Source organism: Kitasatospora acidiphila (assembly GCF_006636205.1).
Taxonomy (GTDB): Bacteria; Actinomycetota; Actinomycetes; order Streptomycetales; family Streptomycetaceae; genus Kitasatospora; species Kitasatospora acidiphila.
Genome location: NZ_VIGB01000003.1, coordinates 2,034,157 through 2,047,910, shown reverse-complemented (window position 1 = coordinate 2,047,910; position 13,754 = coordinate 2,034,157). Strand labels below are relative to the sequence as shown.

Below are 13,754 nucleotides of genomic sequence, written 5' to 3'. Positions count from 1 at the left end.
CCGAACTGCTGCCTTGGTCAGTGGGTGCACTCAGCCCAGACCGTCTTGCCGGGCGCTGCCGGGCGGGGAACCGTTCCCCAGCGCTCGGCCAGCGCGGCCACCAGGAGAAGTCCGCGGCCCGACTCGGCGTCGGGTTGCGGCTCCTGGGGTTCCTCCGGGGGCTTGCGCTCGGTCCGGGTGTCACTCACTTCCACGCGAGCGGTGGTCTGCCCCAGCGTCAGCCTGACCTTGAAGTCCCGGTCCGGCACGTATCCGTGGCACACGGCGTTGGCGGCGAGCTCAGCGGTGATCAGGGTCAGCTTCTCGTTGAGCGGCGAGTCGTAGTCGTGGCCCCAGCTCTCCAGGTACTGCGAGACCAGCCGCCGCGCCAGCCGGGCGCCGCGGGCGTGGAGCTGAACTGCATGGCGAACTCCCGTTCGGGAGTGGCAGGGAGAGGGAAGTCGAGAGATTCCATGCGGAGCAGCGTGCCGGGTCGGTAGGGCTCTGACCAGCAGCAACCCCCGTACCCTGGCTGGCTGTACGTCGCTGCTGCGGCGGCGTACGCGGATGTCCTGTCCGCCTGTTCGAAGGCGAACTCCGCTTACGCCGTGCTACCGTGCGACCACAAAGCGATAGTTGACCCCGGCGGTGCTGGAACACCCCGGGGTCCGGCACGGGAGCGGTATCTCCTCATGCACGTTCACTTTATCGCGCCCGAGCGGTATGTCCGGGCGTCACACGACATCATCCGCCACCCGCGTCTGCGGGCCACCGCGAAGACCCTGCTGCTGTGGGCGCTGTCTCTGCCGCCCGGCAGTCGTGACACCATCCTCACCATCGGCAAGCGCATGCCCGAGGGCCGCATGGCGGTCTCGCGCGCCCGCGCCCAGCTGATCGAGGAGGGCTACCTCCACATCCGCCGCACGCAGGATCCGGTCGAGGGCACGTGGTCGACGCGAGTGCTGGTCAGCAGTGTGCCGTTGACTGACCATCATGAGATCGATGCCGCCTGGCGAAGCGTTGGCCAAAGCCCGGCACTCGGTGAAGCGGTGAGTCGGGACGTCGGCAGTTCCCCCCAGGTTTTGAAGACTGAGGAGAAAACCTCCCCACCTATCAAGGCGACGGACCCTCCTGACGACTCCGACGGCGAGCGCAGAGCTGCCGCCGCCAAGCTCCTGACCCGGCTGACGGCTGGTCACAAGCCGGTCCGCCTCGGCGTGGTCGAAGCCCTGGAGTTGGCCCCGCTGGTAGCCGAGTGGCTCGCCCGAGATCCCGACGAGCGACGACTGCGCATCGCGCTGCTGGGGGATCTGCCTGCGGGGATCGTTTCGCCGCTGGGCCTGCTGCGCTCGCGCTTGCAGCGCAAGATGCCAGCGGAGTGCGAGGCGGCGGCGCCTGCGGTGGCGATGGGGGAGTGCGGCCACTGCGCCGACCCGATGCCGGGTGGCGGCACGATCTGCCGCCGCTGCACGGGAGTTGAGCCCAGGGTGCTGTCTTCCCGGGACGCGGCCGCCGTCGAACTCAACCGTCGTGGCGCGGCGCTGGCTCGCAGCCTGCTGCGTGGCGAGGCGGCTGGATAGCACGTGCGAGGGAATTCGCCGGTTTTCGGCCACGCGCTGCCATGGCTGTCCGTATTGTTCTGGTAGCCGACCGTATGCATGCGTGACGAAGGGTGGCCGACATGGCGGACCAGGACGAAAACGCGGGCCTCCTGCGGGCCTTCGGCCGCCAACTGAAACTCCTGCGCGAGCGCGCGGGTTTGAGCCGAGCCGAGCTGGGCCTGAAGGTGGGCTACGGCGAGGACCTGATCGCGTCGGTGGAACAGGGCCGCCGCATCCCCAGGCCTGAGTTGATCGACATGGCCGACCAGGCGGTGAACGCGGGCGGCTTGCTCATTGCGATGAAGGACGAGGTCGCACGGGCACGCTACCCCGCGTTCTTCAGGGATGCGGCGCGCTTGGAGGCGGAGGCTGTTGAGCTGTGTGCGTACGACACGCACGTGGTGAACGGCCTGCTGCAGACCGAGGAGTACATGCGGGCGTTGCTTGCGATGCGCAGACCTCTCCTGGATGAGACCGTCATCGAGCAGCGAGTTGCTGCCCGCCTGGCCCGCCAGCAGGTCTTCGCAACCCGGCTCACACCGCTGTTCAGCTTCGTGATGGAGGAGTCTGTCGTCTTGCGGCGACTCGGTGGTTCGGCAGGCTGGCGCGGCCAACTGGAGCACCTCCTCCTCACCGGGCACAGACGCAATGTCGAGATGCAGATCATGCCCCTGGACCGAGAGGATCACGCGGGCATCGACGGTGGCTTCACCCTGTTCGCTCGCAAAGGTGGTGAGCAAATCTGCTACCTGGAAACGCAGGGCCGTAGCACACTAGTCACTGATCGCGAGGAGGTTCGTGCCCTCAACTCGCGCTACGGGATCATCCGAGCCCAGGCGCTGACTCCTCGTGAGTCGTTGACCTACATCGAGAAGCTGCTGGGAGACCAATGAACGCCTGTGAGACCGCCGAAACCCACCAGGCCCTGCAGTGGTTCAAGAGCAGCCACAGCGGTGCAGAAGGCGGCCAGTGCGTGGAAGTGGCAGCGTCGGCGGCGACCATCCACATCCGCGACTCCAAGGACCCCGCCGGCCCCTGGCTCCAGGTCACCTCCACCGCTTGGTCTTCGTTCATCCGCTTCGCCGCTGAGTGCGGTAGCTGACCCATGCCCTGTAGGCGCCTGGGGCGCCTACAGGGGCTCTGGCGATCAGCTGAGGTAGACCTTCTGCCACTCCACGGAGGTCATGGTGAGCGCCGCCTCAGCGAGTGTGCGCGCCGAGGCGGTCTTGAGGCTCGCAAGGCTGCTGTCGATCCAGGGCTGGATGTTCTGGTAGCCCTGTTCGCGGTACTCGACGGCCTGGATCAGGCATTCGAGCTTGTCGGCGTCGTGGGCAACCGTGACTTCGAGGTTCTCGGCATTCTCGTACTCCGCCGTGATCGCCTGGACCCCGGCGATGACGGCCGGGTGCGCGGCACTGACCTGATCAGCCGTCACTCGCTCGTTGGAGGCGGCGGTGAGGTAGCGGCGGCCGATGTGGGGGATGTCGCCGATGCGGGTTTCCTGGGTGTCGTGGAAGGTGCACAGCAGCGCCACCTTTGCCGGGTCCGCACCCTCCATCATGGCGAGCACGGCGCCGACCACGGCCGTCCGGAAGCTGTGCTCAGCAATGGTTTCCGGGTCCTTGACTCCGGCGATCCACCAACCGGACCGCTTCGCCCGCTTGAGCATTCCCATCTCCAGCAGGAAGCTCGCCGTGCCCTGCGACTGCTCGTCGTCCGTCATCGCCGTCCTTCGGTGCGTTGGATCAGTGCCTGCCGTCTCAACGGCCGATCGCCCCCTGCGTTACCAGGCGATGACCATCATGCCCGTCGCCCGGCGGTTCCGGACTGGCCGGACTGCGCCCGACTCTCCGTTGTAGCCACCGCCGAAGCCGGTGCCGCCGCTGCTGCCACGGCGGTGAGCGTGGCGATGCGGGGTGCGGAAGATCGGATTGTCATGCGCTCAGACCAGGAAGCTGTTTTCACTCAACTGATGGTCCGTCATTTCGCTTAAAGGTGAATGGTCGACCGATTGCGGTCGGTCGCCTGCCCGTCGTGAGCCGATGTCTAATCAACATCAGCTATCCATCGGCTCATTGGAGTGAATCCAGGACTTGTGAGTATGCGGATGGGTAGCTCCACCAGCGAGGGCTCCGTGCACGATCCAGCGGGGCCGACCCACCTGCCTCTGGAGGATTCATGTCTGCTTCGCGCCGCAAGCCCAAGCTCGTCACGGCGGCAGTCGTCGCGGTTCTCCTCGCCACCGTCGGGGCCGCCGTTGCCGCGCCGGCGAGCGCTGCGAGCACTGCGCCCCGGGCTGCGCGGGCCGTCCGCTCCGCCGGCTTCAATGCCAGCGGCAGTTGGGACATCTTCCAGACCAACGCCACCGTGCATGTGAACATCAGGCAGGACAGCGACGGGAGCCTCTACGGCAGCGCCTCGTCGGGCAACACCGTCGCGACCCTCCAGGACGGTGCCGTGGACGGCGAGAACATCCACTTCACCCTCGCCTGGTCGCAAGGCCCGCTCGGCCGCTACACCGGTGTCCGCGGCGCCGACGGCCGCCTCTCCGGCACCACCGTCGACCTGCACAACCCGTCCAGCCAGTCCAGCTGGTTCACCCAGCGCACCTTCTGATCGACCGGCAATCACCCGGATCGCCCGCCGAGGTGCTGCGCCGGCCGCTGCCCGCCCGCTCTCCGTGATGCGGTCACCCGGGCAGCGGGCGGGCCGTTGACCTGGGCTGCTCGCCGGCCCCGTTCCAGAGCTCGAAGACCCTGGCCGGACTGGACGAGCACCAGGTCCGCCGCTGGGACTCCTGGCGCCGCCGGGGCACCCTCATGCACGGACTCCAGTTCGCGGCGGGAACTGCTCGCGGAGGGCGGCGGCGAGCGCCCCGGCCACTTGGGCGACGTCTGCGGGGTGGTACGTGCGCGCCACTTGCTGTCACCCCAAGTACAGTGTGGCGCATGGATGTTGCTGCGGACTCCGTTGGCATTCGCAGTGGCGTACAGGCAGGCCGCTCTGATGGTCGGCCAGGCTCGGGCCAGCTGCATGCACGGTTTGAAGCGGCGGGGAACGGAAACGGAGCACCAGCCACAGGGCCAGTCCCCGCCCCTACACAGAGGGCCGCTTCAAAAGAGGTCGACAGGGGGCCAGGTGGAAATATGACCGACAATTGTCCACATGAGGTTGTCGAGGTCGATGCGCATCGTGTCGAGCTCAGCATCGTTGCGTGAGTTGACCAGCACCGCCCATCCCTTTCCACCACTGGTGCGGACCATGACCGATGCAGTGCCTGGGAGATCACCGAGGTGCCACCGGTTGCCAACCGCGTTGGTAGCCCATCCCTTGGCGTAGCCACCGGCGCCGACTGCAGTCGACGGAGTGCACATGGTCGCGATCGAGTCCGGCGACAGCAGATCCGGCTTGGTGGGGAAGCCGTCCACGCGTACCAGGAAGCGCATCAGTTCGGTGGGGGACGCAATCCAGCCGCCATGGGAGTCCATGCGGGAGATACGGATGTCGTACGGGCTGACCGCACCCTGCTGCACGTAGACGACCTCGTTGTTGCGCCGTTCGGCCAGGGAGTCGCCTGCCAGGTACATCTCGGTAATGCCGCAGGGAGCAAGAACGTACCTGCGTACGGCGTCTTCGTAGGGGAGCCCGGTCAATGCCTCAATGATCCGCCCCAGCAGGCAGTACCCGAAGTTGAGGTACTCGAACGTCGAGCCTGGTGCGTGTGTGAGGAGTTCGGTGTCCAGCATGCGATCGATCAGCTGCCGTTGGCTCAGCTCAAGGTGCTCGAACATCGGGTCCTGCGACTGGGCCCAGCCGCTGGAGTGTTCCAGCAGGTGCTGCACAGTGATCTGGTCGACACCCTGATGGTAGGGCTGTGTGCCGAACCTGTTGCCCAGGATGCCGGACGAACCGAAAACGATGTCGCCGAGGCGGAGTTCCCCCAGCTCGATCAAGCGGAAGATAGTGACTGCCGTGATGGGCTTGGAGACACTGGCGATGCGGAAGAGATGGCCGGGGGTGACGAGTGCATTCGTCGCCGGATCCGTCACGCCGAACCCTTCGACGTAGACCAGACGGCCCTGATCGGTGAGCGCCACCGAGGCGCCTGGCACACCATGGCGGGTCATGAATGCGGTCACGACCCTGCGAATGAAGGTCTGGTCACCGTCACTGAGGCAGGGCTCATCCGGAAGGCGGCCGTGACCTCGTCGCCGACGTGCAAAGGATTTCAGCATGGAAACGCGGGCCCCCGCACTTAGATAGGGTCACACCTTCACAAGCGTCGAACCAAGCAACGTTGTGCCGGTGTCCTGCAGCTTCTTGTTGCCCTTGAGTAGTCCATGGCCTGTTGCTCCCGACCATGAAACGCATGACGGCCACACCGTGGCCCGGGACCTTGAATGCGATGCATCCGCACGCGCGAGGCGTTACACCACCAGCCTGCGACAGCATCAGCTCCGGCGCATCCGCGAGCGGTCGTCCGAGCGCTCTGGAGGGTGCCCGACGAAGACGGCCACATGAGCCGTCACGAGCTTCGGTGTGCCCTACGCCAATCGTGCGCAGATCCCATCCATGCCGCGCGTCATGCCATCCGGCAAGACTGACGCCTGGTACACCGGCAAACAGCGAGCGTGTCACTCATGGAACAGTCCAGGGAGCATATGGTGGAATTCTGGCTTTGGCTTATGTCTCGCGAGGGCGCCGTCGGCGTTGACCTGAAAACGCTGAACTTCCCTACGCGCGGCGTACTCTGCCAGTCGGCGCTCAATCGAGTAGATGTTGGAACAATTACCGGGGGAACGAACGCCGCAGGTTTCAGCGCATTTTCGGGCATTGAAAACGGTGAACCGTTCACCGACCGCCCGCTGCCAGCCCACTTCGAAGGCGCCTTCACCCATCCGGCCGTGAACTCTGTAACCGTCTTCGCTATTTCCAACACTCAGGGTGCGATCACGCATTCCTGGGATACCATCTTCCTCCTGTGAGTAAAACGAGATGACCTTCCTGACAAACATCAAGCTCGGGGTCAAGTCCAGCAGGTCCTGCGTCCTGTACGACGCTGAAGGAGAAATCCGCGTGGTGCACGAAGAGGTGACATTGGACGGCGCACACGAACGTGCCGACAAGGATCTCGAGCGACTGACTCGTGAACTTTCCCAGCGTCAAGGCGTAGACGTGGAGGGCCTCAACACCCTGCTGCACGCGGGGGCGCTGGAACCAGGAGCCTCCTACCGCGTGAACGTCGCGGACAAGTCACTCATCCGCCAGCCATGAGTACCTGACACCGTCGCCGCGGTCCCCGCTGCCACCCAGGGCCGTTTCAAAGGCCCGATGAGCGCATGAGTCCGCAGGCCACGGCGGTGTGAGATGGTCCCGGTCCGGCCCCTCACGAACGCAACGAAGCTCCGGTTGATCGGGATGACCTTCCCAAGTCGCCCTGAACGACCGGAGCTTCGATGCGCCGCCATCCTCGTTCCGTCGAGGTTCACCGGCGCGGCGTGGGCGGGGGGTCGAATTCCTGGCCCGGTAGCGCTCGTTGACCTGTCAGAGTGCTTCGTCGGCAGGTGGTTTCAACCCCAGCGTCGTCGCGGCCTCGCGCAGGGCCGCGATCACGGCCTCCGTCAGTGGGTCGGGGCCGGAGCCCGAGGAGCGGCGGAGCGCGGCGACGCGGCGGTGGCCGGCGACGGGCAGGGAGGGGAGCTTGACGAAGTCGGCGCGCGTGCCGCCCAGGGCCAGGCTGGGGACGATCGCCGCGCCGAGGCCGGCCGCCACCAGTGCGAGAACGGTGGGGAACTCCACGGCGGTGTGCGCGTGGTGCGGGGTGAAGCCGTACTCGGCGGAGATCCGCTCCAGCGCCCGCCCGCAGGCGCTCCCAGGAGGGCCGACCACCCACGGACGGTCCGCCAGGTCCCTCACGGAGCCGGGCGGAGGCGACCAATCGGCGGGCAGGACGACGCGGTACTCGTCGTCGGCGACCGGCGCGGTGGAGAGACCGGCCGGGTCCGCGGTGGCGCCGGGACCGCCCACGTCGTACTCGGCGACCACCAGGTCGAGCCCGCCGGTCCGCAGTTCGCGCAGGGCCACGGGGCCCTCCAGTTCCACCACCCTGGGCTCCAGGTCCGGCTGGGTGGTGGTGAGTTGACGCAGCGCTGGGACCAGGAGGTGGCAGATGGCCGAGGAGAACCCGGCGATGGCGACCGGGCCGGTCACGCGCCCGCTCACCCTGGCGAGTTCGCGGCGCGCCTCGGCCAGCTCCTGCTCGATGCGCTCGGCGCGGGCGGCGAGGAGCTGCCCGGCCGGGGTGAGCCCGACCCTGCGCCGGGACCGGTCCACCAGCGGCTGGCCGACTTCCCGCTCCAGCTGGGCGAGTTGCTGGGAGACCGCCGAGGGGGTCAGGTGCAGCAGTCGCGCCGCGTCCACCACGCCGCCTCGCACGGCTACCGCGTGGAGCACCCGGAGACGTCTGGGGTCGAGTTCCATAAGCGCGACTGTAGCGGCACTTCAGAAATCCTCGATTGTTCTCCAGCACAGCTTCAGTGATCATCGTGGACATGGAGACGGAGAACATGGAGCAGGGCCTCGACCGTGCCGACGGGCAGCAGTGGCGCGTGCAGTTCGACGCGGATGTGGCGTTCGCCAACGGTGGCGGCCTGCAGACCCAGGGGTTCAGGCTGGACGTGCCGGGCCCGGACCTCGGCGACGACGACATCGCCGAGCTCTTCGTGCGACACCTCGGCCTGCTGATGGTCGACACGGTGCGCATCAGCGGCAAGCGCACGCTGCGCGAGCCGCACAAGGGCGGCCGCGGCACCGGCGGGGCGGCCGCGCAGACGGCAGGCCGCCGGGTAGTAGAGCTCAGCCACCCGATCCGGCACGGCATGGTCACCCTTCCGGGCCTGCCCACGCCAGAGATCAGCGACCACCTCTCGCGAAAGGCGTCCCGCGACCACTACGCGCCCGGCACCGAGTTCCACATCGGCCGGATTTCGATGGTCGCGAACACCGGCACCTACCTCGACAGCCCCTTCCACCGCTTCGGCGACGGGCCGGACCTGGCGGGACTGCCGCTCGCCGGGCTGGTCGACCTGGACGGGCTGGTGGTCCGGGTCCTCGGTGCGCACGGCCGTGCCGTCGACCGGGACGCACTGCTGCCGTACCAGGTCACCGGCCGGGCGGTGCTGATCCACACCGGCTGGGACCGGCACTGGGGCACCGACCGCTACGGATCGGGCGGCCACCCCTTCCTCACCGCTGAGGGCGCCGCCTGGCTCGCCGATCAGCGGCCCGCGCTCGTGGGCATCGACTCGCTGAACATCGACGACACCGAGGACCCGACCCGTCCCGCGCACACCACCCTGCTGGCCGCGGGCATCCCCGTCGTGGAACACCTGTGCAGTCTGGAGCAACTGCCGGTGGACGGATTCCGGTTCCACGCAGCGCCGCCCGCCATCGAGGGCATGGGCACCTTCCCGATCCGCGCCTACGCGATGCTGCCCGGCGCGGAGCGGTAGCCGCATGGGGACCGAAGTCACCGCCGCCGGCTGGATCGGGGCCGGGCTGCTGCTCACCGCCTACGCCCTCGCGTCGGCCGCGCGCATCCGCGCCGCAGGCTCCGCGTTCCAACTCCTCAACCTGCTCGGCTCCGCCGCACTGACTGTCAACTCCGGCTACCATCACGCCTGGCCGTCCGCAGTGCTCAACGCCGCATGGATCGCCATCGGGGCCGTCGTGCTGGTCCGCCACACCACCTCACCCGCCGCACGCCGCGACCGGGCGGGTGCCGGAACGGCACCGGGCGACGTGACGTGACGCGCTGTGGTGATGGTGGGGTTCCAGGCGGTGGACGTCAAGCAGCCGGAACGGGTCGGCGCCCTGCTGTCGGAGTCGAACCGCTACCGGAGATCAGAGCGGGTTGAGGCGGGCCTTGAGCAGGCAGAACTCATTGCCTTCGGGGTCGGCCAGGACGTGCCACGACTCCTGCCCCGTCTGGCCGATGTCGGCCGGGCGCGCACCGAGCTTCAGAAGGCGTTCGAGCTCGGCGTCCTGATCGCGGTCGGTGGCGTTGACGTCGATGTGCAGCCGGGACTTCCCCTGCTCCGGCTCATCCCGGCGACTGAGGAAGATCGTCGGCTGCGGACCGCCGAACCCCTCCCGCGGCCCGATCTCCACCGAGCCGTCGGCCTCGCGACCGAGCACGACGAAGTCCAGGACCTCGCACCAGAACCGCGCGAGCACCTCGGGCTCGCGGCAACCGAGCACGAGCTCACCGATACGACATGCCATGAGGAACCTGCTCTCAGCCTGGGAACTGCCGGGGAGGCCACACGCGAACCTCATGGGCTCCCAGCAGTGACGACAAACCCGGACCGTACCGGACGAGGCGAGCACGTGCGAGGTATTTCAGGGCCGACCCTGTCCGGGCAGCCGGGCAAGGACACCGAGTCAAAGCTGATGAAGTGTCAGAATCGTTTGCCCAGTGGCACATCAGGCAGGGCGCCGTCGCCGGTAGTAGGCGCAGGTCAGGGCCAGCACGATTGGCCCCCACAGCATCGCCGGGCTGATGCACACCCGGGCCAGGAGCATCCACCATCCGTTGCTGAATCCCACCTCGGGCAAGACGCCTGCCCAGGCGAACGGGTAGAGGTCGAACATCGCCACCAGGGCCAGGCCACCCAGGACCGCCGGGATCACGGCGGCGAGTGGGGGCACCCGACGGCCGCCGACGAACGGGATCCAGCGCGGGAACAGCTCGCCCCAGCCGGCCACCAGCCCAGTGCTCAGCAGGCACAGCGCCTCGGTGAGCACACTGAGCCCGACGACGTAGCCCGGCGCCCACCAGGGCATGGGCGTGCGGTGCGGGTCGACCTGCCCCATCGTGAAGTCGACAGCGAACGGGAGCCGCCACAAGCAGTGCGGCAGCACGACGAACGGGAGGGCCTTGGCGAGCCGCAGGGCCCAGACGGGGACGGGGCACTCGGTGTCGCCGAGCGGAATGGCGAGACGGGTGATCGGCATGGCTCCACCCTCGCTGACGCCCAACTGCAGTGCGTCGGCTCCGCGCACGATCAGGATCCCCCACGAGAGCTAACCGTCGGTCGCCCTGGCGGCCGACTGCCGGCTTCTTCGGTCATGCTCACAAGTGCACCGCCGGGAGCCTGCCAGTGTCCAAGGCCCATCCCGCGGCGCCCATACCCCGTGGGTATCGTTGCAGCGTGGAGCTACGGACCTTGCGCTACTTCGTGGCCGTCGCCGAGGAACTCCACTTCGGCCGGGCCGCCACCCGACTGCACATGAGCCAGCCGCCGCTGAGTCGGGCGATCAAGCAGTTGGAAGCTGATGTCGGGGCCCTGCTGTTCGCCCGCTCGCCGGTCGGCGTGACGCTCACTCCCGTGGGCGCGGTGCTGCTCGACGAGGCGCGGGCCCTGCTCGACCACGCCGACCGCGTCCGCGTCCGCGTGAGCGCCGCAGCCGGCGTCGCGACCATCACCGTCGGCATCCTGGGCGACGGCACCGACCCGGGCGTGTCCAGGCTGGCCGCCGCCTACCGCCGGAGCCACCCCGGCATCGACATCCGCATCCGCGACACCGATCTGACCGACCCGACCTGCGGGCTGCGCGCCGGACTGGTCGACGTCGCCCTGACCCGGGCGCCGTTCGACGAGACCGCTCTGACAGTGCGGGCGCTGCGCACCGATCCGGTCGGCGTGGTCCTGCGCGCCGACGATCCGCTGGCCCGCCGCGACCGGCTGCGGCTGGCCGAGCTGAGCGACCGCCGCTGGTTCCAGTTCCCGCAGGGCACCGACCCCGTCTGGCAGGCGTACTGGAACGGCGGCAGGCCGCGTGAGGGCCCGGTGGTGCGAGCCGTCCAGGAATGCCTGCACGCCGTGCTGTGGAACGGCACGGTCGGCCTGGCCCCGCTCGGGCACGACCTGCCCGCGGAGTTGGCCGCGGTGCCGCTGATCGACATGCTGCCGAGCCGAGTGGTGGCGGTGTGGAACGAAGGCGACGCCAACCCGTTGATCCGTTCCTTCATCGAGATCGCGACAGCCGCGTACCGTCACTGAGCTCCTGCAACCGGTGCCGCCTCAGCTTGTGAACGGTTCGGACGCTGCGGCCCTCGGAACTCGCGCTCGCCTGCTGCTGGGATCGTGAGGGCGGCCCCCAGGGCCGGGGTTGACGTGGCGTCAGAAGTGCGCTTCCATCATGGGTGTGTAGCCGCTCGGCTGCATGATCTTTGGGGGGCAGGCTTCGTCGCGCGAGCGATGGAAGCCGGGGAAGTAACCCCACGAGACATGCGGCGCGATGCGGCTGTTTGGTTTGCGGGGCTGAACTCCTCGGGGCCTGCCTTCCCGACCGTGGGAGGACAGCAGTGTCGACGCAAGTTCAGTCGCCGCAGGACGGGCACGCCGCTCCTGAGTCCGTCCCGGAGTCCGTCCGGGAGTCCAACGCGGGCCCGGACCACCGCTGGCTCGACCTGATCGCCCTCATGTCGATCCTGGCCGTGTGCACCTCGGTCTGCCTGCTGGCCGGCACGGAGGCGCTTCAGGCGGTCATCGGCGCTGCCGGCATCCTGTTCGCCGCCTGGCGAACGCCCCGACGGCTCGGGCAAGGCCACAACCGCGGGCGCCGCTGACCCGACGCATGGATCGGACGGTCTCGTCCCCGGGGCCGGTGCGGGCACGCGGCGGGCCGTAGGGCGAGCGCTCGCTACTCGGTTGTGGTGGGCCCCTGGCGCTGCTCGTACCGCGAGGGTGCGTCGAGGATCCAGGACCAGGCCTGGCGGTCGTCGACGGGGCCCACCCGGGCGGCGGCGTCGAGGCAGCGCGGATCATCCCGTTCGGCGAGTCCGAAAGCGGCCCAGATGCGGGTCATCTGGTCCTCCGCGTCGAGGAGTTCGGCCAGGGCGTCCCCGATGGCGGGCGCCGGATCCCGGCTCTCCGCGAGCTGGTGGGCGACGAGTCTGCGAACGGAGGCATCGGTGTCCCGGGCCAGTACGAGCATGGCGTCCAGCCCCTCGGGGGTGTAGGTCCACCGGTCCGGGCGGCCCGAGAGCGTGCGTTCCAGGGTCGCGGGCACCTGGGCGCGCACCTGCGAGGCAGGGTGGGCGAGGTACGTGAGGCCCAGGGGCTCGATCCTCGGGTCGTCATGGTGGCCCAGGCCGGCCAGGAGCTCCGCCAGGACGTCCGGGTGCCCCTCCGCCGGCGCCCAGCCGAGGAAGAACTCCAGCGTGCGCAGGTCGAACGGGCTCGGGGCGTCGGACAGGGGATCACCGAGCACGAGTGAGACCAGGACCTCCGCGCCGAAGCGGCGGTGCAGGGGATCGGGGTGGGCTCGCAGGGCCGCCGCAGCCTGCCACGTGGCGTCGTCCTGCCTCTCGGCAAGGGTGCCGGTGATCTCCCACCAGGCGGCGTGCTCCCGGTCGGGGTACTCGAGGGCGCACGCGCGGGCGGCCAACTCGCCGACTCCCGGGCGTAGTCCGAGGTGCTTCTCGACGAGGGTGAGGATCCCCGGGTGCCCGTCGCGGACGGTCGTTCCGCCGAGCCGGATCTCGTGGTACTCGGTGGACCACTCCCGGTCCCGGACCCGGACCCGCTCGACCGGGCCCGGGGAGCCGGTCTGCTGGCGCAGCATGGCGACCGGGCCGGTTTCGTGCCACTGCCGGGCGCGTGCCAGCAGTTCCGCGCGGGTGGCCTCGCCGAGCAGGGCCGCTTCGCCGAGCAGGCAGTGGACGAGACCGATGGAGCCGCTGTCGACGGCCCGCAGCAGCGGGGTGGTCCCGTCGGGCAGCCGGCGGACCGCATCCGCGCCGCCCGCCACCAGGTAGCCGGCGACCGACGAGCTGAACGCGCTTATGGCCAGGCAGAGTACGGGGTTGCCCTGCTCGTCGACGTGATCGGGATCCGCCCCGTCCTCCAGCAGCACCCTGACCGCGTCCTCGTCCCCGCTCCGCACCGCCGTGACGAGTGGATCCTCGCCCATACCCCGCAAAACCCCCTAGCCGGCCGTTGGGACCCTGACGACGTGTCGCATCAGCGGTCGGTCACGGCTGGCAACCTATCGCACGCCCGCCAGGCAGGAGCCCGGCGCTTCGTTCACCCATCGTTGACCAGCTGTGGAGCCGGGCCCGGTTGGGTGTGGTGGTTGCGGCCGACCGGCCGGATCCCCTGCTCGTGC

At 68.8% G+C, this 13,754-nt stretch carries 18 protein-coding genes; 10 read left to right on the top strand and 8 right to left on the bottom strand.

The genetic code is table 11. The annotated features are described in order from the left end of the window. Nucleotides 1-17: 17 nt before the first annotated feature. Nucleotides 18-497 (bottom strand): ATP-binding protein, encoded by a 480-nt coding sequence (locus tag E6W39_RS10355; RefSeq protein WP_228718065.1) that lies wholly within the window; start codon nucleotides 495-497, stop codon nucleotides 18-20. A 174-nt stretch (nucleotides 498-671) separates the two neighbouring features. Here E6W39_RS10355 and E6W39_RS10350 point away from each other — a divergent pair, with 174 nt between their 5' ends. The 3 genes from E6W39_RS10350 to E6W39_RS10340 all read left to right on the top strand — a co-directional run bounded on the left by E6W39_RS10350 (nucleotide 672) and on the right by E6W39_RS10340 (nucleotide 2,682). Next, on the top strand, nucleotides 672-1,559 hold the full coding sequence (locus E6W39_RS10350) for a hypothetical protein (protein ID WP_141633282.1): 888 nt from the start codon (nucleotides 672-674) through the stop codon (nucleotides 1,557-1,559). Between the two features lie 101 nt (nucleotides 1,560-1,660). Then, the gene (locus E6W39_RS10345; RefSeq protein WP_141633281.1) at nucleotides 1,661-2,473 is read left to right on the top strand and encodes a helix-turn-helix domain-containing protein; all 813 of its coding nucleotides are present in this window, start codon (nucleotides 1,661-1,663) and stop codon (nucleotides 2,471-2,473) included. Beyond that, nucleotides 2,470-2,682, top strand: coding sequence for a DUF397 domain-containing protein (locus tag E6W39_RS10340; RefSeq protein ID WP_141633280.1), 213 nt, complete (start codon nucleotides 2,470-2,472; stop codon nucleotides 2,680-2,682). The genes E6W39_RS10345 and E6W39_RS10340 overlap by 4 nt, the downstream gene beginning before the upstream one ends. A gap of 45 nt (nucleotides 2,683-2,727) precedes the next feature. On the opposite strand, the gene E6W39_RS10335 is transcribed toward E6W39_RS10340, so the two are convergent. After that, a complete protein-coding gene (locus E6W39_RS10335) occupies nucleotides 2,728-3,303 on the bottom strand; it encodes an HD domain-containing protein (RefSeq protein WP_141633279.1) in 576 nt (191 codons plus the stop codon). A 455-nt stretch (nucleotides 3,304-3,758) separates the two neighbouring features. On the opposite strand from E6W39_RS10335, the gene E6W39_RS10330 reads away from it, so the two are divergent. After that, entirely contained in the window at nucleotides 3,759-4,196 is a 438-nt protein-coding gene (locus E6W39_RS10330) for a hypothetical protein (RefSeq protein WP_141633278.1), read from the top strand. 73 nt (nucleotides 4,197-4,269) lie between these two features. On the opposite strand, the gene E6W39_RS42765 is transcribed toward E6W39_RS10330, so the two are convergent. Both E6W39_RS42765 and E6W39_RS10325 read right to left on the bottom strand, forming a co-directional pair. Beyond that, complete coding sequence (locus E6W39_RS42765) at nucleotides 4,270-4,401, bottom strand: hypothetical protein (RefSeq protein ID WP_267286683.1); 132 nt, start codon at nucleotides 4,399-4,401, stop codon at nucleotides 4,270-4,272. 292 nt (nucleotides 4,402-4,693) lie between these two features. Next, complete coding sequence (locus E6W39_RS10325; protein ID WP_220140192.1) at nucleotides 4,694-5,719, bottom strand: serine hydrolase domain-containing protein; 1,026 nt, start codon at nucleotides 5,717-5,719, stop codon at nucleotides 4,694-4,696. A 501-nt stretch (nucleotides 5,720-6,220) separates the two neighbouring features. On the opposite strand from E6W39_RS10325, the gene E6W39_RS10320 reads away from it, so the two are divergent. Then, the gene (locus E6W39_RS10320) at nucleotides 6,221-6,565 is read left to right on the top strand and encodes a hypothetical protein (RefSeq protein ID WP_141633276.1); all 345 of its coding nucleotides are present in this window, start codon (nucleotides 6,221-6,223) and stop codon (nucleotides 6,563-6,565) included. 10 nt (nucleotides 6,566-6,575) lie between these two features. Next, nucleotides 6,576-6,854, top strand: a complete 279-nt coding sequence (locus tag E6W39_RS10315; protein WP_141633275.1) for a hypothetical protein — start codon at nucleotides 6,576-6,578, stop codon at nucleotides 6,852-6,854. Nucleotides 6,855-7,124: 270 nt separating this feature from the next. Here the strand turns inward: E6W39_RS10315 and E6W39_RS10310 are convergent, their stop codons facing one another. Next, nucleotides 7,125-8,060, bottom strand: a complete 936-nt coding sequence (locus tag E6W39_RS10310; RefSeq protein ID WP_141633274.1) for a LysR family transcriptional regulator — start codon at nucleotides 8,058-8,060, stop codon at nucleotides 7,125-7,127. Nucleotides 8,061-8,131: 71 nt separating this feature from the next. Between E6W39_RS10310 and E6W39_RS10305 the strand changes: the two genes are divergently transcribed. Continuing rightward, nucleotides 8,132-9,091 (top strand): cyclase family protein, encoded by a 960-nt coding sequence (locus E6W39_RS10305; RefSeq protein ID WP_141633273.1) that lies wholly within the window; start codon nucleotides 8,132-8,134, stop codon nucleotides 9,089-9,091. A 4-nt stretch (nucleotides 9,092-9,095) separates the two neighbouring features. Next, on the top strand, nucleotides 9,096-9,389 hold the full coding sequence (locus E6W39_RS10300; RefSeq protein WP_181799184.1) for a CBU_0592 family membrane protein: 294 nt from the start codon (nucleotides 9,096-9,098) through the stop codon (nucleotides 9,387-9,389). A 93-nt stretch (nucleotides 9,390-9,482) separates the two neighbouring features. Here E6W39_RS10300 and E6W39_RS10295 read toward each other — a convergent pair whose 3' ends face one another. After that, nucleotides 9,483-9,863 (bottom strand): VOC family protein, encoded by a 381-nt coding sequence (locus E6W39_RS10295; RefSeq protein WP_141633272.1) that lies wholly within the window; start codon nucleotides 9,861-9,863, stop codon nucleotides 9,483-9,485. 201 nt (nucleotides 9,864-10,064) lie between these two features. Further along, a complete protein-coding gene (locus E6W39_RS10290) occupies nucleotides 10,065-10,595 on the bottom strand; it encodes a hypothetical protein (RefSeq protein WP_141633271.1) in 531 nt (176 codons plus the stop codon). A 197-nt stretch (nucleotides 10,596-10,792) separates the two neighbouring features. Between E6W39_RS10290 and E6W39_RS10285 the strand changes: the two genes are divergently transcribed. Together E6W39_RS10285 and E6W39_RS10280 are read left to right on the top strand one after the other, a co-directional pair. Further along, entirely contained in the window at nucleotides 10,793-11,644 is an 852-nt protein-coding gene (locus tag E6W39_RS10285; RefSeq protein ID WP_228718064.1) for a LysR family transcriptional regulator, read from the top strand. A 305-nt stretch (nucleotides 11,645-11,949) separates the two neighbouring features. Then, nucleotides 11,950-12,213, top strand: coding sequence for a hypothetical protein (locus E6W39_RS10280; RefSeq protein ID WP_141633270.1), 264 nt, complete (start codon nucleotides 11,950-11,952; stop codon nucleotides 12,211-12,213). 74 nt (nucleotides 12,214-12,287) lie between these two features. Here the strand turns inward: E6W39_RS10280 and E6W39_RS10275 are convergent, their stop codons facing one another. Then, on the bottom strand, nucleotides 12,288-13,559 hold the full coding sequence (locus tag E6W39_RS10275) for an ankyrin repeat domain-containing protein (RefSeq protein WP_141633269.1): 1,272 nt from the start codon (nucleotides 13,557-13,559) through the stop codon (nucleotides 12,288-12,290). Between the last annotated feature and the right edge of the window lie 195 nt (nucleotides 13,560-13,754).

Coding starts and splice junctions, on each gene's coding strand:
- E6W39_RS10350 (WP_141633282.1), top strand. CDS start 672: ATGCACGTTCACTTTATCGCGCCCGAGCGGTATGTCCGGGCGTCACAC.
- E6W39_RS10345 (WP_141633281.1), top strand. CDS start 1,661: ATGGCGGACCAGGACGAAAACGCGGGCCTCCTGCGGGCCTTCGGCCGC.
- E6W39_RS10340 (WP_141633280.1), top strand. CDS start 2,470: ATGAACGCCTGTGAGACCGCCGAAACCCACCAGGCCCTGCAGTGGTTC.
- E6W39_RS10335 (WP_141633279.1), bottom strand. CDS start 3,303: ATGACGGACGACGAGCAGTCGCAGGGCACGGCGAGCTTCCTGCTGGAG.
- E6W39_RS10330 (WP_141633278.1), top strand. CDS start 3,759: ATGTCTGCTTCGCGCCGCAAGCCCAAGCTCGTCACGGCGGCAGTCGTC.
- E6W39_RS42765 (WP_267286683.1), bottom strand. CDS start 4,401: ATGAGGGTGCCCCGGCGGCGCCAGGAGTCCCAGCGGCGGACCTGGTGC.
- E6W39_RS10320 (WP_141633276.1), top strand. CDS start 6,221: ATGGAACAGTCCAGGGAGCATATGGTGGAATTCTGGCTTTGGCTTATG.
- E6W39_RS10315 (WP_141633275.1), top strand. CDS start 6,576: ATGACCTTCCTGACAAACATCAAGCTCGGGGTCAAGTCCAGCAGGTCC.
- E6W39_RS10310 (WP_141633274.1), bottom strand. CDS start 8,060: ATGGAACTCGACCCCAGACGTCTCCGGGTGCTCCACGCGGTAGCCGTG.
- E6W39_RS10305 (WP_141633273.1), top strand. CDS start 8,132: ATGGAGACGGAGAACATGGAGCAGGGCCTCGACCGTGCCGACGGGCAG.
- E6W39_RS10300 (WP_181799184.1), top strand. CDS start 9,096: ATGGGGACCGAAGTCACCGCCGCCGGCTGGATCGGGGCCGGGCTGCTG.
- E6W39_RS10295 (WP_141633272.1), bottom strand. CDS start 9,863: ATGGCATGTCGTATCGGTGAGCTCGTGCTCGGTTGCCGCGAGCCCGAG.
- E6W39_RS10290 (WP_141633271.1), bottom strand. CDS start 10,595: ATGCCGATCACCCGTCTCGCCATTCCGCTCGGCGACACCGAGTGCCCC.
- E6W39_RS10275 (WP_141633269.1), bottom strand. CDS start 13,559: ATGGGCGAGGATCCACTCGTCACGGCGGTGCGGAGCGGGGACGAGGAC.